Raw genomic sequence first — 20,541 nt, forward strand, 5'->3', positions numbered from 1 at the left:
CGTTATACGAGGCTAAACTTAGCCATGGCTTGATGCGTCAGCTCGATAGAGGAGCAAGCCCAGTCCAGACGCTTTCAAGACCTTTTGATACGAGCGATCCAGTCGTTGACTTCGGACTCCACCCAGACGGTGCAGCGAGACCCGAGCGACCTCGATTGCGGAAACCGCCCTTCCCTCATTCTCTGGTAGATAGCTGTGCGCCTGAGGCCTACGCGCTCCATGACTTCAGGAAGGCGCAACAGCCGCTCTGATGGCTCCGCAACATAGTCAACGGCGTTCGCCGGACCGCCCGAGAGTGGAGTTTCCGGTTTAGTCATCGACCCTCCCGTTGACGTTCTCGATATAGAGTGCGTCTCTTCGTTCGAGATCATCAATGTGATCGGAGAGGAGGCGTGCGAGCCTTTGCGCTGTTCCCTTCGCCCAGCGTGGCCGCACTTCCTGCAGCCTTGAGCCGAGTTCGCAGGTCAAGGCGACGGGTAGTCCGGTAAAGAATGCGCCGAGGAAGTCGCCGACCTCGGTATCGATCCACTGGATCGCCTGGTCCGCGTCGGTCAGTATGAAAAGCGCAAGCGACAGCTTCGGATCGACCCCGCAGGCGTTCAATATGTGCGATGCTTCAGCAAGTGAGGCTGCCCGTTCGCCGGTCAGGATGCGGCGGAGCGCATCCTTATGGATTGATGTTTGACGGGCAATCTCGATGCGAGTCTTGCCGCTGTTCGAGACAGTGGCAGCCAGTAAGCTGGCGAGACCTTCATGCAGTTGTTTGCCTGCGGACTTGTCGGGACTGACCAATGGACCTTCCTAAGGATTGCTCAACTAAAGAGTCGCGCTAACCGAGCAGGAAGACTGTAGGAAAGTGAAAAGAACAAAGATAGAACTTATAGGATGAGGCGGATCGTCGCCGAATCTTGATTCGCGCAGAAGCCGGTCGTCAAAGCGCAATACCCGTCACCCGCGGCGCATATCTCGGTCATCGAGATGCAGGACCACGACCTGAGAGCGCAATTCGCAGCCGATCGCGGAAAATTGTCGCTTTTCGCCTGGTCATTGATCGGCCCAGTCACGATCGGAGTTTCCTACACCCTCCCTTTGGATCGAGGAAAGAACATACAGCGAACGCATCGCTGCCAATGTTTGAAACGGAGTTCCTCGATGACCAAAGCAAGCACCCTTCCGCAACACCACAAGAACAGCGTTCGCGCCCGCGACTACTTTCTTCCCGCTGCCATAGCTCTTGCCTGCGCCAGCGCAGCCTATGCCGGCGCGGATACGACCTTCGACCCTGCGCTGCAGAAATTTACCGACTTCCTCGAAGGCTCAGGCGGCAAGATCATCACCGTCCTCAGCCTTGCCGGCGGCCTTATCGCGCTTGCTTCAGGCCGTTTCGCGCTCGGACAGGTAGCCGTGCCAGTGGGCGTCGGCATCGGTGTCGGCACCGGCGTTCCGATCGTCACCTCGGTCGTGACCGCGACCATCTGATCGCAGGTCTCGACAGGAGGGCGGCATGGCCAACACATACCTCGTTCCACGGCGGCTCGACGATCCAGAACTGATCGGCTTCTGGACCATCGACGAGTTTGCGGGACTTCTTGTCCCGTTCGCCTGGGGCATCCTGGCACAGCACATCATCATCGGCACGGTCCTTTCTGGAATTACCTGGTTTGCCCTTCGAAAGGCGAAGGCGTCAGGTGCAGGGTCGAAACTGGTGCACGCTGCCTACTGGTATCTGCCGGGGAGCTTCCTCGGTTTGAAAGCCACGCCGCCCTCCCATTGCCGCCTGCTCGCAGGCTGAGGGAGGACATCCATGAACCACGAATTCGCCTACGAGGAAGCGCAGCGACATTTGAAGCAGCGCAATCGCTTTGCGGCGCTTGCCGGTGTGCTCGGTCTCACCACCGTGCTCGCAGTCGGCGCGGCGGCAACGCGCGACGAAACGCTCGTGCTTGTTCCAGTCACGTCCGAGCGGATCGCGCTCAGCAGCGGCGGCATCGAAACGCACTATCTCGAGCTCGTCACCCGCGACACCGCGCTGATGCTCCTCAACCGCGCGCCGGAAAGTCTCGACTACTGGATGGAGCAAATCCTGAAGGTGGCCGATCCGGCCTCGCGCGGCCACCTCAAGGCCGAGCTCGTCAAGATTGTCGACGAACAACGAGGCTCGGATATCAGCCAAGCCTTCGTCATCGCCTCGATGCGCGTCGATACAAAGGCGCTGACCTCCACTGTCACTGGCACGCTCAAGACCTTCGTCGGAGCACAGGTCATCGCGAGCCAGGAGCGCAGCTTCGAATTCACCTGGAACCGCCGCGGTCTCAGTCTCGGCCTCTCGGGTTTCCGCCAGCTTCCCAACACCACCGAGGAGGTAGACCTATGAGTCTCCTTGCCCGTCCCTTCCCGGCCGCACTGACCAGCGTCGCCCTCGCCGCACTGACTTTCGCATCTGCTACGCCAGCCCAGGCGGACCAGTTCTTCGAGGCCGCCGATGGCGCAACGATCGACTGCGTCCTGGCGCGCGGTGCGCTCACCCGCATCGCGCTCGTCGAAGACGGCTTCGCCAATGTGTCCAAGATGGCGAGCGGCTTTCCCTACAACGATTTCGAAGTCACCCACGAGCCGGTGCGCGGTGACATCTATGTCTCGGTGCCGCCGCAATATGCGAGCGTCCGAGTCAGCTTCTTCGCGACCAGCAGCGCGGGCCATGTGTACAAGTTTGCCTGCCGCGTCGAGGGTGAGGAAGCGAGCCAGCTCTTCGTCACCAATCCGGCCCTTGCCAAGTCCGAGGCCGCCGACTGGGAAGAAGGCTCACCGAGCCGCGATGACGCCACGCTTCGCCTGATCGAGGCCATGGCGAATGACGCGGTGCTGCCCGGGTTTCGCGCACGGGCTGCACTTTCACGACCGCGCCGGACGGGCAGTCTCGAGGTCCAGCAAGTCGCCGAATACGAAGGCGCCGAGCTGACTGGCCAGGCATTCACCCTGCGCAACCTCGGTTCCGAACCCATCGATCTTGCCGGCGAGCGAGCGGCTCCTGCGGGCGCACTTGCCTTTGCCTATGGCCGCGACGCGCTTGCTCCCGGAGAGACGACACAAGCCTTCCTCGTCTTCGCCAAGGGAGGGCTCGAGTAATGGCCGACAACAGCTCGCATGGCTCAGGAGGCCAAAGCGCCAAAGACCAGGGCAACGCCAAGCGCGCGAAGCTCAACTCCGCGATCGCGCAGCGACAGAAGCTATTGCTCGGCGGAATTGGTGCAGTCGCTCTGATCGCCGGGTCGATGTTCATCTTCGGCGGCGAGGACGCGCAGGACGGCGAAGAGGGCGGTGCAACCACCATCGATACCGGCGGCCTCGTCAATCGCAATCTGTCACAGCGCGAGTTCGTTGCCACCTACGGCAACCGCCTCGACGCGCAGGGAAAGGCGATCAAGGATCTCCAGGAAAGCCAGCTTCCCAAGAGCGCGATCGAGCAGGAGCTCGAAACCCTGCGCGGCGAGAACGCGCGGATGCTGAGCGATGGCCAGGCGGCGATCGATGCAATCTCGGCGGAGAATGCGGTGCTGCGCAGCGAGCTCGAGACCGTCCGGGCCAATCCGCCCACCGCACCGGTTGCTCCTGTCGATCCGCGTCAGGCAGGCCTTCCGCCCTCTACGCTCGATCCCACAGCGTTGGCCGAACCCAAAGCGAGCCTGCTGAGCTTCGAGAGCGAGAAAGCGAAGGCTTCACATGCGAGATCGAGCGATGGCTCGCCGCTGCTGCTGCTCGAGGCAAGCCGCGACTACCTGCCGCCCAACAGTTATGCGCCTGCGACCGTAATCGTCGGCGTCGACGCATCGACAGGCGTCACCAGCCAGAGCGATCCGCTTCCCGTGGTGCTGCGCATCACCGGACCTGCACGCTCGGTGCTCAAGGGCAATCGGTTGCTTACCACCGATCTAACCGGCTGCCTGGTCAATGGCGCAGCGCGCGGCGATCTCTCGTCCGAGAAGGTTTACGTCAAGCTCGTACGCATGACCTGCGCGCAGCCCGGCGGTCGCTACGCGGTCAGCGAGGTCAAAGGGTTCATCGCTTTTGCCGGAAAGTCCGGCGTGCGCGGCCGCGTCGTCAGCCGCGAAGGCAGTCTTGTCAGCCAGGCTCTGCTCGCCGGGATCGTCGGCGGCTTCGGACGCGGTTTCTCGGCCAACGCCAACGGCGTCTTTGCAGGGCGTGTCGGCGAAGACGGCGCGCGCGAGGCACTGTCCCCCACCGACATCCTTGCAGGCGGCTTCGGCCAGGGCGCGGGCGAAGCGGCCGACACGGTCAGCAAATACCTCATCGAACGCGCAGAACAGTATCAACCCGTCGTCGAGATGCCGACCGGCATCGCAGTCGAGATCGTCTTCCTCGACGGCGTCCATGTCAGGAGCACTTCTCAATGAACTTTAACGAATTCCGGCCGGGTCTGAAGTCCCGCTTCGCCCACCTCTCCCTTGCCGCAGCCAGCGCAGCGGCGCTGCTTACCAGCGGCGTTGCGGTGGTCACCGCCATGCCGGCTCAGGCTGCTATTGCGCGTGATGTCGCACAGGCCTTGAAGTTGCGCCTGCCCAAGACGCCGATCGACGCGCTCGACTGCACGACATTCGCGCCGTGGTGCGAAGTCGTCTCGGGCGAGAGCCTGTTCTATATCGACGAGGCCGCCCGCTATCTTTTCGTCGGGCGTCTCTACGACCTCGAAGAGCGTCGCGACGTCACTGCCGCTCGGCTGCTCGAGCTCAATCCGGACCTGCTCGCTGCCGGGGCAGCGCGGGCGGCAGGCCGTGCGGAGACGCGTTCTCCCGAACCGCGAACCTCGCCCGCGAAAACCAGGGTGGACCTCTCAGGCCTGCCCAAGGATGGCGCGGTCGTCTGGGGCAACCGCAAAGGGCCGCGTCTCGTTGTCTTCTCCGATTTCCAATGCGGCTATTGCCAGCGGCTGACCGGCGAGCTCGAAAAGGCCGGCGTGCTGGTCGAGGAGCGCCCGATCTCGATCTTCGGCGCATCGAGCCGGCGAATGTCTGAAGGCGTGCTCTGCGCCAAGGACAAGGCAAGGGCGCTCCATGCTGCCTATGCCGGGCGCGCACCTTCGGCCCAGGCCGATTGCGACGCTGGCGAGGCGCTCGATGCCAACGAAGCCTTCGCGCGTGCCAATGGCTTTGCCGGAACCCCGGTGATTGTGCGCGCGAGCGACGGCGCAGTCCTCCACGGCTACCGCGATGCGGCAACGCTGAAGAAGTTCGCAGGCGCCAAGCCGGGAACTGAACAATGAGCCCGCGCCTCATCAAACTCGGCGCGCTGACAAGCCTTGCTTTGACAATCGGCGGCTGCACGACGCTCGGCAGCAACGTCAAAGGCGATTTCGCCTGCCGCGCACCCGAAGGTAGCTGCGCACCTACCTCTGCGATCGACGAGCAGGCGACGAAAGCCTTGCAACCACAGGGCACGAAGGCTTCTTCCACGCTAGCTACGAATGGTCGCACCTTGCGCGTCGTTCTCGCAGCCTGGCGTGACGCGAACGGGCGCGAGCACGAAGCGCGCGTGGTCCACGTGCCCCTTGCAGAGAAATCTGCATCGAGCTGGCGAGCCCCGCTTTCGACCGGCGATGTCCTGCGCGCGCTCGGCCGCACCAGTCAGAACTCGCCCGGCACAACCGGCACCGGTGACGCAACGGGCGGTGACACCGTTCCTTCTTCCCTCCCCCAGCAGCTTCCGGACGTCCTGGTTATCCCCTCCCAGGGTGCGCCGGAGCTGCCCGGCGCTTCGGCGCCGGACCAAGGGGCACCTGGCCGTCCCCCCTCCCCCGGCCGGGTGCCCCACCCTGTTACGTCTGAAGGAGAGACGCGATGAACCTCTCGCTTGCTTCTGCACGCGATGCGCTGCTCTCCGGACTGTTCGGGGACGCGAAGCGCGCCGACCATCCGCAGGCCCACTTCTCGCTCGACATGCTGTCGGACTGGCTGGCCTACCGAGTCTTCGACGAGGGACCCGGAATCTATCGCAACGCGCACTCGAAGGGCTTCGTCCTAGAAGTGACCCCGCTGATCGGTGCGGACGAGCGCACCGGCGAAATACTAGGCCAGTTCTTTTCCGAGAGCCTGCCGCAGGGGGCCTGCCTCCAAGTCCTGAACTTTGCGTCGCCCAGGATCGGGGCGATCGTGGCCCCGTGGTTTGGACCGCGCTACGAACAGGGCGGCATCTACGAAGCCATCGCGAAAGCGCGCGTGGGCCGGCTCTACGATCTCGTTTGGCAATCGGGCTCGGCGCATGCACCGTTTCACGCGCGCCATGTTCGCCTGATCGTCTCGCTCGGTGTCCCGGTTCCGGGCCATGTCACGGATGCAGAGCTGACCGAATGCCGCGACGGGCTTATGGGAATGCTCAATTCCTTAGGGCTCGCGTCGAACGCACTCGAGCCGGCGGGTCTCCTCGAACTCGTTGACGAGCTGACCTCGCCGACAACAGCGCGCGAACCCGAGCGCACACACTGGAACCGGGAAGACACGCTCGATGCCCAGGCCATCCGGCGCGACATCGAACTCGAAGTCGAGGACGACCGGCTGATCCTGCGCACCGAGCGCTTTCGCGAAACGGGGCGTGGCCGCGATGGCGTACCGCAAATGGGCGAATGCTATCCCGACCGCTTCGATGTGCGCCATTACGGCGTGCGTTCGACGCCCGAGCGCTGGGCACCGTGGGAATGCGCACGGCTGATCGGCGACATGTTCACCGACAAGCTGCGCTTTCCCTGCCCCGCCGCGACCATGCTGTGTCTGCACTATCCAGACCAGGAAGCCGCAGCCGCGCGCGCGGGCTACAAGTTCATGCGCACCACCAGTCTTTCAGAGACCAAGAGCGCGCGCTTCCTCCCAAAGCTTTCCGAGCAATCGGCCGAATGGAAGCACGTCCAGGCCGAGCTCCAGGCTGGCAAGAAACTGGTCAAGCTGTTCTACGGGCTCACGACAATCTCGCCATTGGGCGATGGCGATGCGCACGAGCGCACGGTCAAGGCGATCTACAAGGCGGCCGGATGGGATCTTGCCGACGAACGTTTCCTGCAGTTGCAAGGTCTCGTCGCCGCCTTTCCCTTGAGCCTTGCCGACGGGCTCGTCCACGACATGGCGCGTCTCAAGCGTTTCCGCACGATGCTTTCGACCACGGCGGCTAACATCGCGCCGATGCAGGGCGAGTATCTCGGAGGCGAGATACCGCATCTGCTGCTTCTTGGACGACGCGGCCAGCCTTTCTTCTGGTCACCCTTCGAAAACAAGGCAGGCAATCACAACATCGCGATCTGCGGGAAGTCTGGCTCGGGTAAGTCGGTGCTGCTGCAGGAGCTGTGCACTGCCTTGCGCGGTGCCGGCGCCAAGGTTGTCGTGATCGATGACGGGCGCAGCTTTGAGCATTCGGTCAAATTGCAGGGTGGCCGCTTCGTCGAGTTCACGCTTGCCTCGGGCTTCTCATTGAACCCCTTCTCGATGGTCGATGATGCCCGCGCGCATGAGGACGAGGATTACCGGCTCGATTGCTTTGCGATGATCAAGGCGATCGTCGGCCAGATGGCACGGCCGAGTGCAGCACCCTCGGACACCGAACGCGGCCTCATCGACCGGGTGGTGACGCAGGTGTGGGAAGCGCTCGGCAGCGGCGGCGCGATCGACGATGTCGCGCATGCCCTCCATTCTAGCGACAACGAGGCGGGCAAAGATCTCGCCACCGCGATCGCGCCCTTCTGCCGCGGTGGGAGCTATGCCGGGTTCTTCTCGGGAAAAGCAAGTTTCGCGCTCGAAGACGATTTTACCGTGTTCGAGATGAGCGACCTTGCGAGCCGCGAGGAACTCAGAAGCGTCGTCCTCTCGGCGATCATGTTCATGACCGGCCAGGCGATGACGCGCAGCTCGCGCGCGACCAAGAAACTGCTGCTGATCGATGAAGCCTGGGCCATGCTCAAGGGCGGCTCGATGGGAGAGTTCGTCGAGACCTACGCCCGCACCGCGCGCAAATATGGCGGCGCGCTTGCGACCGCCACTCAGTCCTTGAACGACTATTACAAGTCCGATGGCGCGCGCGCCGCGCTTGAAAACAGCGACTGGATGCTGGTGCTCCAGCAGAAGCCCGAGACCATTGCCGATTTCCGCAAGGAAGCGCGGCTCGACATGGACGACCGGACCGAGACGCTGATCCGCAGCCTGAAGCGCTCGGGCACCGAATACAGCGAGATCTATCTGAAAGGTCCGGAGATGGAGGCCGTCGGACGGCTCGTGCTCGATCCGCTCTCGGCAACCATCTTCTCCTCCGATCCCGACACCTATGCCGAGATCCACCGCCATGTCGAAAGCGGGATGCCACTGGAGCGCGCGGTCGCGCTGGTCGCAGGTGTGGAAGGAGCTGCATAATGACGCTCGAAACCACCACGCTCGTAGACCGCGTCCCGCTCCCGACACCAATGACGGCAAGGCCTGATCGTCAACCCATCGACTGGCTGGAGCTGTTTCAGGGCACCTGTCTCGTTCTGATCGAAACTACAGGCTTCGCAGTTACCACGCTTCTTCTGGTCCTCGGCCTGCCGCTGTTCGTGTTTTTGGCTGTAGCAGGCTGGGACCTGGGATTGCTTTTCGCTCAGCTCGGCAACCTCGCCGACCATTACCACACCGCCGAACCGATCGCGCGCCGCTTCTTTGCGCAGGACCTCCAGATCGCATTCCTCATTGCCGCCGGAGGCCTTGCCTTGCTGCGCATGCCCGCCTTCCTGCGCCGTCTCGATCGCCGCCTCAATGAAGGAGACCCTGCCCATGTCTGATCAGGTCCACACTTCGCATTCGCTCGCTCTCAAACTGGTAGCCACCGCAGCCCTGGTTGCGGCGCTGCTCTGGGGCGCCTGGGTGACGCGCGAGATCGCCAGCTCTCCTGAGCAGCGCATCGTCACCGTCCGCCTCGCCGAAACCATCGGAAGCTTCGTCGAGGAGGCCGCGCGCGCCGATGCCGATCCGGCAGCGGTTCAGGCCGCAAGCCTTGCCTACCTCCAGGCTGCGGAAAACGCGGTTGCCGAGATGGGGAACGATGGCCGCGTGCTGCTGATGGCAGAAGCGGTTCTTGCAGGGGCCGCCGAAGATGCGACCCCCGAACTCGAGCGCCGTATCGCCCAAAAGCTTGATCCCAAGACACTCGAAGATGGAGAGCAGCCATGAGACTGCCACTCCGCTTGCGCCGCCCCTTGCTTCTGTCCGGCCTCGTCCTGCTGCCTTTTGCTTGGGCACCGCTCGATGCTTTCAGCAAGGACCACGCCTTCCTCATCAATGCCAGCCCGAGCCTCCCCAACTGGGCTTTCTGGCTCGATAAAAAGGCACCAATCGCGCGCGGTAGCCTGATATTCTTCGAGCCGCCGCGAAGCGAACTCGTCGAGACACATTTCGGTCAAGCACCGCAAATGTTCGGCAAGCGCGTGCTGGGCATGCCCGGCGATATCGTGCGCCACGAGGACGATGGAGTGTTCATCAATGGCAAGAAGGTCGCGACGCGGCTTGAGGTCACCCGCCTTGGCATTCCGCTCACGCGCGGTCCCGAAGGCGCGATACCGGACAATTGCTACTACACCGGAACGGGCCATCCGCGCGGCCTCGACAGCCGCTACGCAGAGATCGGGCTCGTGTGTCGCGGGCAAATCCTCGGCAGCGGGAGGGCGATCCTGTGATGCGTTCCCTCCTTCCGCTGGGTGCACTTCTCCTCGCTGCACTCCCGGCAAGCCTTCAGGCACGCGACTATGGTCAACGCGGCGCGGTCTTCCCGGTCATCGAGCGCGACCTCTTGGAACAAATACATTCGCGCCTCACCGCAATGGAAGCCTCGGGCGAGACTGCCCGGCTCAACCAGGAATTGAAGCGACGCACCATCGCGCGGGTCAACCGGCCTGACCCAGTCGGCGGCCTGATCCGCGCGAGCGAAAATCGCAGCTGGCCGTTCGATCCGACGATCACGCTTGCCGCCGATATCCGCGGCGCCAAAGGCGAACTGATCCATGCTGCCGGAACGCAGGTCAATCCGCTCGACAGCGTCAAGCTACGTTCCGACCTCCTGTTCCTCGACGGCGATGATCCGGCGCAGATCCGCTGGGCACTGAGACAGGACGCCAATGCCAAGCTGATCCTCGTGAAAGGCGCACCGCTCGAGCTGATGAAGGCCCGCCAGCGCCGCTTCTATTTCGACCAGCGCGGAAAGCTCACCGAGAAATTTGGCATCAAGGCCGTCCCCGCGCGCGTGCGCCAGAACGGGCGCGTCCTCGAAGTGAGCGAGATCGCGCTGCCGCCCCGAAAGGCCCAGCCATGAGCAGCATCCGCGCCTTCCTCATCCTCGTTACAGCGGCATTGTCGCTCGCTCTTTCCTCACCGGCCTCAGCCGATGCCGGTCCGGGCAAATGCACCGGGCAGTTCGTCAATCCGATCACCGACATCTGCTGGTCGTGCCTGTTCCCGATATCTGTCGGCGGGCTCGAGATCTGGCCGAGCAACCGTCCCGATCCCGACAACCCCGACCTGCCCGTGTGTCTGTGCGGGCTCCGGCCCGGCATCGCGATGGGGTTCTGGGAGCCGGTGCGGCTTGCCGATGTCAGCATGAAGCCGTGGTGCTTCGTCAATTTGGGCGGGATGAAGCTCGATCCCGGCTTCGATATCGGCTTCCGCTCAATCTCGGGTCCCTCGGCGGTGGGCGGCGCGAGTCAGTATTATTCGAGCTGGCACGTCCACTGGTACGCCTATCCGCTGATCTACTGGATGGAGATCGTTGCCGATTTCCTGTGCCTCGAGCCGGGTTCGATCGACATCCTCTATATCTCCGAGATCGATCCGTTGTGGCAGGACAGCGAGCTTACCGCGATCATCAACCCCGAAGCGGTTCTCTTCGCCAACCCGCTGGCGCTCGCCGCCTGCGCGGCGGATTGCGCTGCATCGACCGCTAACCTGCCGCTCGACGAAATGTTCTGGTGCGCAGGCTGCCAGGGTTCGATGTATCCGATGAACGGCAATGTCTCGGCCTCGATCGGACACGTCCAGGCCTCGCGGCTCGTGCTCTCGCGCTTTGCCTACAAGCTCCACCGCGAACTCGTCTCGTGGGGCACGATGGGCTCCAAAGGTCTTTGCGGAAAATATCTGATGCCGGTGATGCGCAAGCAGCAATACCGCTTCCAGGCCACCAATCCCAATCCGGCAACCAAGGGCCGTTACGCCTGCCCGCCCATCGGTGCCTCCACCACCTTCCAGTCCCCCGGACAGGTCATTCCCGCCATCGGCGAAGACATGGGATACCTCGTCTGGCGCAAGAGGAATTGCTGCGCGCTATGAGAAACGCCTTCCCCCTGCTCGTCACTATCAGCCTTGCAACCGCCGCCGCCTTTGCCGCCGCGTCTGCGCAGGAGAGTTCGCCCGAACTCGATCTTGCTGAAATCCGCGCTCGCGCCAGTGAGCATACTGCCGATGCCGAAGCGCTCGCCACGTCGGTAAGGACCAAGGCCGATGCGCTGGCAGAAGACGCGCGCGCCGCTCAGCAAACGGCCTATGATAACCGCACAGCCTATGCAGAAACGGCGCAAGCGACTGCGGATACCGGCCCGCTCGATCTTGATGGCATGATCCGCGCTCAGGCCGATGCGGAATTGGCAGCGATGGGCGAGACGCCCCGGTTCATTGCCTTCGCTTCGCTGGGAATGCCCGAACCATCGCTCAAGGCGCTGGTGCGCGATGTCTCGAGAGCCGGCGGCGTCACCGTGCTGCGCGGATTCCCGCAAGGCGACAGCGCGCGCTTCAAGAAGCGCATCGCTGCGATCTGGAGCGATGGTAGCGAGGCCGGTGCGCTCGGGATAGACCCGCGCCTGTTCCGCGCCTTCGATATCGAGGTCGCGCCGAGCTTCGTTATGATCGCGAGCGACTTCGCCCCCTGCGACGGGTTCAACTGCAGCGATATCATCCCGCCGCACGACCGCATTGCAGGCAATATCAGCGTTGCCGAAGTGCTCGATACCTTTGCTTCGGGACGCGGTCCGGGCGCGCAGCTCGCACGCATGCATCTCCGCCGCCTCGAAGGAGAGCGGCCATGAGACCCACCCAATCGCTTCGCCTTGGACTGCTTGCCTTTCTGGCCGTCGCCGCGCCCCTCTCCGCGCAGCAACAGGACGCGCGGGCCGAGGGAAAGGCCTTTGGCGAAAGCCTGCGCAGCGAAGCGCAGGCAGCCGCCAGGTCGCAGCCCAACGCATCCACCCTCCCCAATTATGATCGCAACGCAGTGCGCGACCTTGAAACGCTCGCCGATAATCCCGACCGGATCGAGAGCAATGCCGGGGCGGCGGCCACCGGACACCAGGGCTATCGCGCGATGCGCGACAGCATCGCCAACCGCGCGCGTTTCGACAGGCAAGACATTGAAGACGTGATCGCGCGAAGCCTCGCGATCAACGAGACGCCGCTCGACTACACCAGCGGCATGGAGATCTCGGGCAGCCAGGGCAAATGCGTTGCCCTGCCGCCCGGCTCGGGCTCGGCGGGAACGTACACCGCGACCTGCAACACCGGCACGCGGATCGACCAGTCGGCGGGCCAATGCGCGGTTCCACTCGCTGCCAAGGTGACCCAGCGCCAGCAATGGCATTACCTCTGCAACGACACCGGCATCTATCAGGGACTTCCATGGTGCTCCGCATTCGATGGCGGCTCGTGCCGCATAACCGGCTATCGCCCAGGTCCATGTCTGCAATGGTGGCAGGACCAGTTTACCCGCTACTGCACCGAGCCTGGCGATCCGATCGCCGAAATCTCCTGCGATGCGCCCGATGCCCGTTACACGCCCTATGCGGTAACCACCGACAGCACGGTCGACACCGTTCCAGACGAGAGCCAGTGCACGGGCTTTGCCGACAATGGCGACTGCACGCTCGACGCAGAGATTTGCACCGATTCAGATCCACAAACCCGCGTGGTCGATGGCGTCTCGGTCACCCGGCCCTGCTGGGAATGGCAGCGCAGCTACACCTGCACCTCGCGCGAAGCGGCAACCGATTGCTCGGATATCGAAAGCCAGGGCACCTGCCGGTTTGTCCGCGAGGAATGCCTCACCGAAGAGACGCCTTGCGAGACCTGGGAGCGCATATACGAATGCCCGCTCCCCGATACCGAGAATGGGGCGCAGTATGTTTGCGATGGCGATGTCTATTGCATCGACGGCAGTTGCGAGACGATCGAGCGCAGGGCCAATGACGAGTTCAAGGATGCGGTCACCGCGCTCCATGCGATGGACGAAGCGCGCGGTCAGTTCGATCCGAACACGCTGACGCTGTTCCGGGGAACGCGCAACACCTGCTCGTCCAAGGTCTTCGGCGTGCTCAACTGCTGCAAGGGCAAGGGTTTCCCGCTCATTCCGGGGATCAGCCTCTTGGTCGCGCTCGGCTGCGACCGCGAGGAAGTGCTGCTCCACCAGCGCGATGCGCAGGGGCTGTGCGCATATGTGGGGACCTATTGCTCGGACAAGTTTCTCGGCGTCTGCCTGACCAAGAAGAAGGCCTATTGCTGCTTTGAGAGCAAGCTCTCGCGCATCCTCCAGGAACAGGGCCGCAAACAGCTTCCCAAACCCTGGGACAAGCCCAAGGAAGAACAATGCGAGGGTTTCACGCTCGACGAGTTCGCGCAGCTCGATCTATCCCGCATGGATTTCAGCGAAGTCTATGCCGAGTTCACCGAGGCTGCCCGACTTCCCGACGAACTCGAAACGAGCATCCTCATCCAGCAGAAGATCGACGATTATTACGCAAGGGGCGGCCAATGACCCATATCTATCGCATGGCGGCGCTGGCCCTGAGCCTGAGCGTTCTTCCCACGACCTCGGCCCAAGCCCAGGATCGGCAAGCCACTCCATCGACCACCTCGGCCGATGCGCTTTACTGCAAAGAGCGCAGGCTCGGCTATTGGTTCTACTGCGTCAGACCCTCTCCCGCAGAAGAGCCGCAACAGCCCGAAACCCAACCGGTCCCGGCCAGCCTAGAACTCGACGCGATTACCTCCGAACTGCGCGAGTTGAAGGCGCGCGCGATCCTCTATCCGACCGAAGCGAACGTCGCCGCCTATATCCGCTTCCAGCGCGCGCAGCTCGACCGCGCCTCGCTGTTCTCCGACGTCTGGCAACGCGCGATCTGGCAGGACCCCGAGCTCGACTACACGCTCGAACGCCCCGTCGGAGCGGTCGCCAAAAAGCAGTGGCAAGATGCGCGCAGCGCCGAGCGCGACAGCGTCATGGCACGGCTCTCGCAACGTTACGGACTGTTCTATTTCTTCAGCGCCACCTGCGGCCCGTGCGAAGTGATGAGCCCGATCGTCAAAGGCATTGCCGACCGCTGGCACATCACCGTGCGCGCTATCTCGACCGATGGCGGTCCCTCGCGACACTTTCCCGACTACCGCGTCGAAACAAACCAGCGCGCCAGACTCGGTCTCGAAGGCAAGGCCACACCGGCGCTTGTGCTGTGGGACAGCGTGACCAAGCGACCGATCCCGATCGGGTACGGCGTGCTCTCTGCCGACGAGCTCCAGGACCGCATCTACCTCCTCACCTCGAAGGAAGCCGGACATGATTACTAGCATTCGAAATGTAGCGCTGACCCTCGCCGCTGCCAGCCTGGTCGCGTCCCCAGTTGCAGCCAATGTCGGTGACAGCATGGACCGGTTCATGGACGACATGGGTGCTGCGGCCAATGTAACCGGCCCGACCGCCTTCGAAGGCCAGTCGGCGGGCTATTACAGCCTCGGCAATGTCTGGACGCGCTTCCCGCAGAAGACGACCAATATCGCCAATCTTCAACTCCCTCGAGCCCGCGCCGGCTGCGGCGGGATCGATATCTTCGCCGGCTCTTTTTCCTTCATCAATGCAAGCGAGATGGTCGCGCTCCTGAAGGCCGTGGCGAATAACGCGGTCGGCTTTGCTTTTAGCCTCGCGATCGACACCGTTTGCCCCGAGTGCAACAAGATCATGCAGGAGTTCAGCCAAAAGGCGCAGCTCATGAATAACCTCTCGATCAACTCCTGCGAAATGGCGCAGGGGCTGGTCGGAGGCCTGTGGCCCAAGGGCGATCTCGCCGACAAGGCAATCTGCGAAGCGATCGGCAACTCCGAAGGTATTTTCTCCGACTATGCCGCCGCCAAGCACGGATGCGGCACGCGCGGCCAGCGCGCCTCGACCAATGAAGGCGCGGGCACTGACTATGCCGACGTCAATCCGGGCGTGGCGCGCAACTATACCTGGCACGTCCTGAAAAAGAGTGCGTTCTTCAACCCCGGCGGCAGTTTCGACCGCGAGCTTGCGGAATACGCGATGACGCTCATTGGCACCGTGATCTATGTGCCGCCCAAGGACGACGAGCCAGGCAAGTTTGTGCCTTTCGCCGGCGATGCCTCCTCGACGCTTGTGAGCGCGCTGCTCGACGGGACGCAGGGCCAGACGGTGCGCGTCTTCCGCTGCGACGAGATCGATCTTTGCCTCAATCCCACCTTCGAGCAAATGAGCCTTTCCAATGCCAAGGCGATCCGCCCGCGCGTCGCGCTCCTCATCGGCAACATGGTCGACGCCATCCGCACCGACACCGCGATCGGCAATGCCGAGAAGGAACTGCTGCAGGTCGCCTCGGTCCCCTTGTACAAGATTCTCACCGTCCAGGCCGCCTATGGTCGCGGCATGCCGACCGACGACCGCGACACGCTCGCCGAGATCGCCAGTATCGACCTTCTCTATGCGATCCTCGACCGCATCGTATCGGAAGCCGGTCGCTCGATGGCGAGCTTCATCGCTGCCGACGAAGCCAAGCTCGCCATATGGCGCGGCCAGGTCGCCGAAGTGCGCTCGGGCCTCGTCCAGCGGCAGGCGACCGGACAGGCCAAAGTCTCGGCGATCATGCAGATCATCGAGAAGACCGCGATGATCGAGAACGCGCTTGCCGCCTCGATGTCGCCGTCCATGTCCGCGGCGCTCGACTGGTCGCGAGGCCTGCAATCGCGCTCGATCATCCCCTGAGGCGCATAGATGGTCGAGATCTTCACCACCGGGGGCGGCGAATATATCGTCAATGTCCTCAACGCTGTTGCCGCTTGGACCGGCGCAGGCGGCTATAAGAGCCTCATTCAGGTTGCGCTGGTGATGGGGTTTGCGCTCGCGGTGATCGTCGTCGCGTTCAACCAGAACTGGCGTGCCTGGCTCAACTGGTTCCTCGGCGCGACGCTCATCTACATGTGCTTGATGGTCCCACGGATGGATGTGCAGGTCACCGACCGGGTCAATCCAAGCCTTGCTCCGGCCACGGTTGCCAATGTCCCGCTTGGCCTTGCGCTCATGGCGAGCTTCACCAGCCAGGCGGGCGATTACCTCACGCGTTCGGCCGAGACCGTGTTCGGGCTGCCGGACGATCTCAACTATTCGAAGAACGGCATGATCTACGGAGCCCGCCTGCTCGAAGCGACCCGGAGCTTGCGGATCGCCGATCCCGAGTTCGCCGCCAATTTCGACGAGCATGTCCGCCAATGCGTATTCTACGACCTGCTGCTGGGTCACTACTCGATAAAGGAACTGTCAGAGAGCAATGACATCTGGGCGACCATTGCGCCCGGGAGCGCGGCGCGTGCGCAGAAATTCCTGACCCGCGAGGCCGATGACAGTGTTACTGCATCGATCGTCACCTGCCGGGAGGCCTACACCGCGCTCTCCAACCAGTGGGCGGGCATGATCGACGACATGACGCTCATTGCCGGCCGCCAGCTCTATCCCAAGCAGACCGAAGCGCTCGCCAAGGCCAAGCTCATCGCCGATCTGCCGGTGGCCTACCAATATCTCACCGGCATCTCGAAGGATGCGAGCAGCATCTTTCGCCAGGTGCTGACGATCAACGCGATGAACCAGGCGATGCACGGATTTGCCGGAGCAAGCGGCGCATCGAGCGTCGATGTGTTCGCGCAGACCCGCGCCGACATCCAGACCGAGCGAACCTATTCTTCGATCGCGCACAATGCGATGAAATGGGTGCCGATCCTCAATGTCGTGTTGACGGTGGTCTTCTATGCGCTCTTCCCGGTGCTTTTCCCGCTGTTCCTCATGCCAAGGACCGGACCGATTGCGCTGAGAGGTTATGTCACGGGATTCTTCTATCTCGCCGCTTGGGGACCGCTTTTCGTCATCCTCCACATGATCTTGATGCTCAAAGGCGCAGGCGATGTGGCGGCAGCTGGCGGCGCGAGCGGCCTCACGCTCGCCACGTTCTCCGGCATGACCGACGTCAACAACGATATCGGTATCCTCGCAGGCTATCTCGTCGCCTCGATCCCCTTCCTAGCAGGCGGCGTTGCGCGCGGAGCCATGGCGATCTCGGGCCAGGCGACGAGCTACCTCAATCCGAGCCAGAATGCCGCCGAAGAAGCCGCACGCGAAGCGAGCACGGGCAACGTCTCGCTCGGCAACACCAATCTCGAGAACTCGAGCGTGTTCTCGCGGCAATTCGCCCAAGGCAGCCTTGCACCGAACATCGCTTATGGAGCGGCACAGACAAGAGGAATCGGCGAGAGCGGCACGCAGACAACCGGCTTTCCGCAGGCAGAATTCGCGACGGTGCCGACGTCGAGTTATCCGTTCACGCCAACGCTTGGCCAGGATTTCTCGAGCAGGCTGTCGACAATGGCGAGCGAGAGCCGCAGCCAGAGCGAGACTTTCTCCAATCTCGCCCAGCAATCGACCAGTTCGGCGGTCACGCGGTTCAGCGAGCTTCGCGATGCATACACCCGATCTCGCTCGAACGAGACGGTCAGCGGAACGTCGACCAATGACAGCATTGGAAGAACCTTCAGTGAGCTCAACAACGCGTCCAACACTTTGCAGCGGCAGTTTGGCCTGTCTCGCCGTGCATCCGACGACATCACGGTTTCGTGGTTCCTGAATGGCGATGGCGGTTTGGGCGTCAAAGGAGAGCGCGGGTCGGTTGCAGGGAACCTCGGACTCAAGGGCGGGCGCAATCAGAGCTGGACCGACAGCGATATCGGAATCGCCTCAGAAGATCGCTCGCGTATCGAGAATGCGCTCAGCCAGATTTCCGAAAGCCAGAATTGGTCAAGTTCGAGAGAAGGCTTCTTCCGAGAAACCAGCTCAAGCTCCGAAGCGCTCGTCTCGAGTAGCGCAGCGGGTGTCACAACTTCGCTCACAGAAGCGAATAGCTACACAATCGAAGCACGGCGCGCGGAAGAGATCGCCAATCGGCTCGAGAGCCAGGCCAGTTGGTATGAAAGCGCCAATGCTGCGGGAACTCTTAACCTCAGCCAAGCCTACCGCGAATGGGGCATGGCGGAGATCGACGCCAACCGCGACTACTATGGCCAAGCCCGCTTTGATGACATCAACTTCCAGATGAGCGCGCAAGGGCAACAACTGCAGGCGCGGTTTGTGGAAAGCTTCGCTGAGGGCCTCAATGATGAGATTGCGAGCGAATTGGTGTTGCCTGATGCAGCGCCAGTGGCTCGACCCAATGTCGGGAGCGCAAGCGGGGTGCGCGGTTCTGTTCGCCTTGGCGGCGTGCCGAGCTCTCTCGCAGATCCATCAAGTGGCCGAGAAGAAATGGCACAGGATGTTAATCGCAGGCAAAATCAGGGCTCTCGAAGCATCGAACAAAGAAGGAGAACACTTGATCGGACAACACGGGATGCACGAGGAGCATCCGCCGAAGCAGCCGACGATGTGAAGGAATGGTAAGTCAGATCAAATCATCATAGACAATGACGAAAATGACAAAGGCCGTGAACAGAACTCCAAAAAGGACCAAGCCGGCCTTTCCCCACGGATCAGCCCAAGTCTTCTTCCACGTGTACGATGTCAGGCGATTCTCAGCGATGGCGCGATCGATTTCGCGAAAGCCCTCCCAATCGCCTTTGCTCTCTGGCGGGGTTTTATCGGTATTGCTCATAGGTCAGTGTCCTTTCCCGGAAACCGAAGCCCCCTCTGCTCTATCAGCCTGAAAATGCATCAACTGGCTGATCATCACAATAGCAGGGCGATGAGCCGTCTGACTACGGCTGCCGCATCCCGGAGCGATGGGGACCCTTGTGGTCGCGGTCGCATGATTTGGCAGCTGCCTTTTCGCATGACGCGAGATAAGCATCCAGCCGTTCGACCGTTCTGCGACGCGGTCTGCGCCCCATTCGCAGGTCGAGGACAAATCTGGGGTCACCGACAGCACGCCTACCAAAGCGAGTTGCAGAAATGTGGTTTTCTTTCAGATGCTTCTCGATCCGCTCAAGCAAACTCATTTCCAAACTGCTCCGACTCGCATTTCGCTTGTGTTCTTGTTATGTTCCTACTAGGATGATTTCCGCGAGTCTAGGAAAAAATCCTATGACTGCATCCAAAGGACCAAGCTGATGGTAAATGTCAGAGAAGAGCTCGACCGCCTCATCATTCAGGGTGGATACGGCTACGCGTCGATTTCAAGGCTCCTCGGCCGCAACCCGAGTTACATCCAGCAATTCATCAAGCGTGGCTCACCGAAGATCCTCGACGACGATGATCGTAAGACATTGGCTTGCTTCTTCGGGGTTGATGAGCAGACCCTGGGAGGGCCGGCGAACCCGGTCTCAGACGGGATGGTTGAGATCCCTGTTCTCGAAGTTGAAGCTTCAGCCGGATTTGGCGCCATTGCCGAGAGCGAAAGCGCGCAGACGCGGTTCGGTTTCGATGAACGTTGGCTACGAAGATTGACGGCGGCAAAAAGCGCAAGCCTGTCGATCGTCGGAGTTATGGGTGATTCGATGGAGCCGACACTCAGCGATGGCGACGAGGTCCTTGTGGATGCATCCGACCACGGTTCAAAGCTCCGTGATGGAATTTACGTGCTGCGTGCAGACGAAGCTCTGGTGGTAAAGCGTATTGCCATCAAGCCTGGCGGCAAACAGGTCACGATCGCCAGCGACAACCCCGCCTACCCCACATGGCACGATATGGACCGGGCAGATGTCCATGTTGTTGGGCGAGTGATCTGGTTTGGGAGGGCTCTTTGACGGCATGGCCTTGGGCCGAAACCGGACGGTCCGCTCTCGAATGTCTGTTGGCGTTGAACGGACGCTTACTGATGCTCGATGGCTAACGCGTGATTATGGCAAGGCAGGCGGCATCTGACGATAGATGTTGGATTTGCGGCTCAAGCGTTCAAAAACGGAGCCCGCCGCGTCAACCCGGCGATCCTTTGGGATCTTTTGAGCGTGGGAAAGTCCGTTCCTCTTGGATCTTTCCGTCAGTCTTGTGGATACGGACCGACCCTCCGCTCTTACCGATAGCCTTGGAGAGCGCTCCACCTTTGGTTGCGTCGCCCTTGTTGTCAAAGATCTTTGTGGCCCGATCAGAGCCTTCTTTTTCAAGCCTCCAGTTGCCAGCCTTTTTATCATTGGTAAGATGGTATTTTGGTAGCTTAGCCATCACGCTTCTCTCTTGACTGCATTTCAGTGAAGTATGGCGTATCATCTGATGGCGCTCAATGCACAACAT

Annotated in this window: 23 protein-coding genes; 19 read left to right on the plus strand and 4 right to left on the minus strand. The window is 62.0% G+C overall.

Translation table 11 applies throughout. The features are described from left to right. Nucleotides 1–74 precede the first annotated feature (74 nt). The gene (locus tag MWU38_RS14930; RefSeq protein ID WP_082831456.1) at nt 75–317 is read right to left on the minus strand and encodes an AlpA family transcriptional regulator; all 243 of its coding nucleotides are present in this window, start codon (nt 315–317) and stop codon (nt 75–77) included. Next, a complete protein-coding gene (locus MWU38_RS09410) occupies nt 310–792 on the minus strand; it encodes a helix-turn-helix transcriptional regulator (RefSeq protein ID WP_034953514.1) in 483 nt (160 codons plus the stop codon). Before MWU38_RS09410 ends, MWU38_RS14930 begins: the two co-directional genes overlap by 8 nt. A 360-nt stretch (nt 793–1,152) precedes the next feature. On the opposite strand from MWU38_RS09410, the gene MWU38_RS09415 reads away from it, so the two are divergent. The 18 genes from MWU38_RS09415 to MWU38_RS09500 are packed head-to-tail and all read left to right on the plus strand — an operon-like array spanning nt 1,153 to nt 18,756. Next, a complete protein-coding gene (locus tag MWU38_RS09415; protein ID WP_034953512.1) occupies nt 1,153–1,479 on the plus strand; it encodes a TrbC/VirB2 family protein in 327 nt (108 codons plus the stop codon). Nucleotides 1,480–1,504: 25 nt separating this feature from the next. Further along, on the plus strand, nt 1,505–1,792 hold the full coding sequence (gene traL, locus MWU38_RS09420; RefSeq protein WP_034953510.1) for a type IV conjugative transfer system protein TraL: 288 nt from the start codon (nt 1,505–1,507) through the stop codon (nt 1,790–1,792). Nucleotides 1,793–1,804: 12 nt separating this feature from the next. After that, nucleotides 1,805–2,374, plus strand: coding sequence for a type IV conjugative transfer system protein TraE (locus tag MWU38_RS09425; protein WP_034953508.1), 570 nt, complete (start codon nt 1,805–1,807; stop codon nt 2,372–2,374). Next, on the plus strand, nt 2,371–3,126 hold the full coding sequence (locus MWU38_RS09430; RefSeq protein ID WP_034953507.1) for a type-F conjugative transfer system secretin TraK: 756 nt from the start codon (nt 2,371–2,373) through the stop codon (nt 3,124–3,126). Before MWU38_RS09425 ends, MWU38_RS09430 begins: the two co-directional genes overlap by 4 nt. Next, nucleotides 3,126–4,412 carry a TraB/VirB10 family protein gene (locus tag MWU38_RS09435; protein ID WP_034953506.1) on the plus strand — a complete coding sequence of 429 codons (1,287 nt, stop codon included), beginning with the start codon at nt 3,126–3,128 and terminating at the stop codon, nt 4,410–4,412. Before MWU38_RS09430 ends, MWU38_RS09435 begins: the two co-directional genes overlap by 1 nt. Further along, a complete protein-coding gene (locus MWU38_RS09440; protein ID WP_223073036.1) occupies nt 4,409–5,278 on the plus strand; it encodes a DsbC family protein in 870 nt (289 codons plus the stop codon). The genes MWU38_RS09435 and MWU38_RS09440 overlap by 4 nt, the downstream gene beginning before the upstream one ends. Beyond that, nucleotides 5,275–5,856: a hypothetical protein gene (locus tag MWU38_RS09445; RefSeq protein WP_247271585.1), complete on the plus strand. Its 582-nt coding sequence runs from the start codon at nt 5,275–5,277 to the stop codon at nt 5,854–5,856. The genes MWU38_RS09440 and MWU38_RS09445 overlap by 4 nt, the downstream gene beginning before the upstream one ends. Continuing rightward, nucleotides 5,853–8,402 carry a type IV secretion system protein TraC gene (gene traC, locus MWU38_RS09450; protein ID WP_247271586.1) on the plus strand — a complete coding sequence of 850 codons (2,550 nt, stop codon included), beginning with the start codon at nt 5,853–5,855 and terminating at the stop codon, nt 8,400–8,402. Before MWU38_RS09445 ends, traC begins: the two co-directional genes overlap by 4 nt. After that, a complete protein-coding gene (locus MWU38_RS09455; RefSeq protein WP_034953502.1) occupies nt 8,402–8,806 on the plus strand; it encodes a hypothetical protein in 405 nt (134 codons plus the stop codon). The genes traC and MWU38_RS09455 overlap by 1 nt, the downstream gene beginning before the upstream one ends. After that, entirely contained in the window at nt 8,799–9,194 is a 396-nt protein-coding gene (locus tag MWU38_RS09460; protein WP_223073032.1) for a TrbI F-type domain-containing protein, read from the plus strand. Before MWU38_RS09455 ends, MWU38_RS09460 begins: the two co-directional genes overlap by 8 nt. Beyond that, on the plus strand, nt 9,191–9,697 hold the full coding sequence (locus tag MWU38_RS09465; RefSeq protein WP_034953500.1) for a S26 family signal peptidase: 507 nt from the start codon (nt 9,191–9,193) through the stop codon (nt 9,695–9,697). The genes MWU38_RS09460 and MWU38_RS09465 overlap by 4 nt, the downstream gene beginning before the upstream one ends. Further along, on the plus strand, nt 9,697–10,329 hold the full coding sequence (gene traW, locus MWU38_RS09470) for a type-F conjugative transfer system protein TraW (protein WP_034953499.1): 633 nt from the start codon (nt 9,697–9,699) through the stop codon (nt 10,327–10,329). Before MWU38_RS09465 ends, traW begins: the two co-directional genes overlap by 1 nt. Beyond that, nucleotides 10,326–11,339: a conjugal transfer pilus assembly protein TraU gene (gene traU, locus MWU38_RS09475; RefSeq protein ID WP_034953496.1), complete on the plus strand. Its 1,014-nt coding sequence runs from the start codon at nt 10,326–10,328 to the stop codon at nt 11,337–11,339. The genes traW and traU overlap by 4 nt, the downstream gene beginning before the upstream one ends. Then, entirely contained in the window at nt 11,336–12,091 is a 756-nt protein-coding gene (trbC, locus tag MWU38_RS09480) for a type-F conjugative transfer system pilin assembly protein TrbC (protein ID WP_034953493.1), read from the plus strand. The genes traU and trbC overlap by 4 nt, the downstream gene beginning before the upstream one ends. After that, nucleotides 12,088–13,809 carry a conjugal transfer protein TraN gene (locus tag MWU38_RS09485; protein WP_247271587.1) on the plus strand — a complete coding sequence of 574 codons (1,722 nt, stop codon included), beginning with the start codon at nt 12,088–12,090 and terminating at the stop codon, nt 13,807–13,809. The genes trbC and MWU38_RS09485 overlap by 4 nt, the downstream gene beginning before the upstream one ends. Further along, nucleotides 13,806–14,618: a conjugal transfer protein TraF gene (locus MWU38_RS09490; protein ID WP_247271588.1), complete on the plus strand. Its 813-nt coding sequence runs from the start codon at nt 13,806–13,808 to the stop codon at nt 14,616–14,618. The genes MWU38_RS09485 and MWU38_RS09490 overlap by 4 nt, the downstream gene beginning before the upstream one ends. Further along, nucleotides 14,608–16,044, plus strand: coding sequence for a conjugal transfer protein TraH (locus MWU38_RS09495; RefSeq protein ID WP_247271589.1), 1,437 nt, complete (start codon nt 14,608–14,610; stop codon nt 16,042–16,044). The genes MWU38_RS09490 and MWU38_RS09495 overlap by 11 nt, the downstream gene beginning before the upstream one ends. 9 nt (nt 16,045–16,053) lie before the next feature. Then, entirely contained in the window at nt 16,054–18,756 is a 2,703-nt protein-coding gene (locus MWU38_RS09500) for a conjugal transfer protein TraG N-terminal domain-containing protein (protein WP_247271590.1), read from the plus strand. A 1-nt stretch (nt 18,757) separates the two neighbouring features. On the opposite strand, the gene MWU38_RS09505 is transcribed toward MWU38_RS09500, so the two are convergent. Continuing rightward, nucleotides 18,758–18,967, minus strand: coding sequence for a hypothetical protein (locus MWU38_RS09505; protein WP_034953479.1), 210 nt, complete (start codon nt 18,965–18,967; stop codon nt 18,758–18,760). 454 nt (nt 18,968–19,421) lie between these two features. Between MWU38_RS09505 and MWU38_RS09510 the strand changes: the two genes are divergently transcribed. Continuing rightward, nucleotides 19,422–20,057 carry a S24 family peptidase gene (locus tag MWU38_RS09510; RefSeq protein WP_034953476.1) on the plus strand — a complete coding sequence of 212 codons (636 nt, stop codon included), beginning with the start codon at nt 19,422–19,424 and terminating at the stop codon, nt 20,055–20,057. A 169-nt stretch (nt 20,058–20,226) separates the two neighbouring features. Here the strand turns inward: MWU38_RS09510 and MWU38_RS09515 are convergent, their stop codons facing one another. Next, on the minus strand, nt 20,227–20,472 hold the full coding sequence (locus MWU38_RS09515; protein WP_247271591.1) for a DUF2188 domain-containing protein: 246 nt from the start codon (nt 20,470–20,472) through the stop codon (nt 20,227–20,229). Nucleotides 20,473–20,541: the final 69 nt, after the last annotated feature.

The organism is Qipengyuania sp. S6317L1, assembly GCF_023015615.1.
Taxonomy (GTDB): Bacteria; Pseudomonadota; Alphaproteobacteria; order Sphingomonadales; family Sphingomonadaceae; genus Erythrobacter.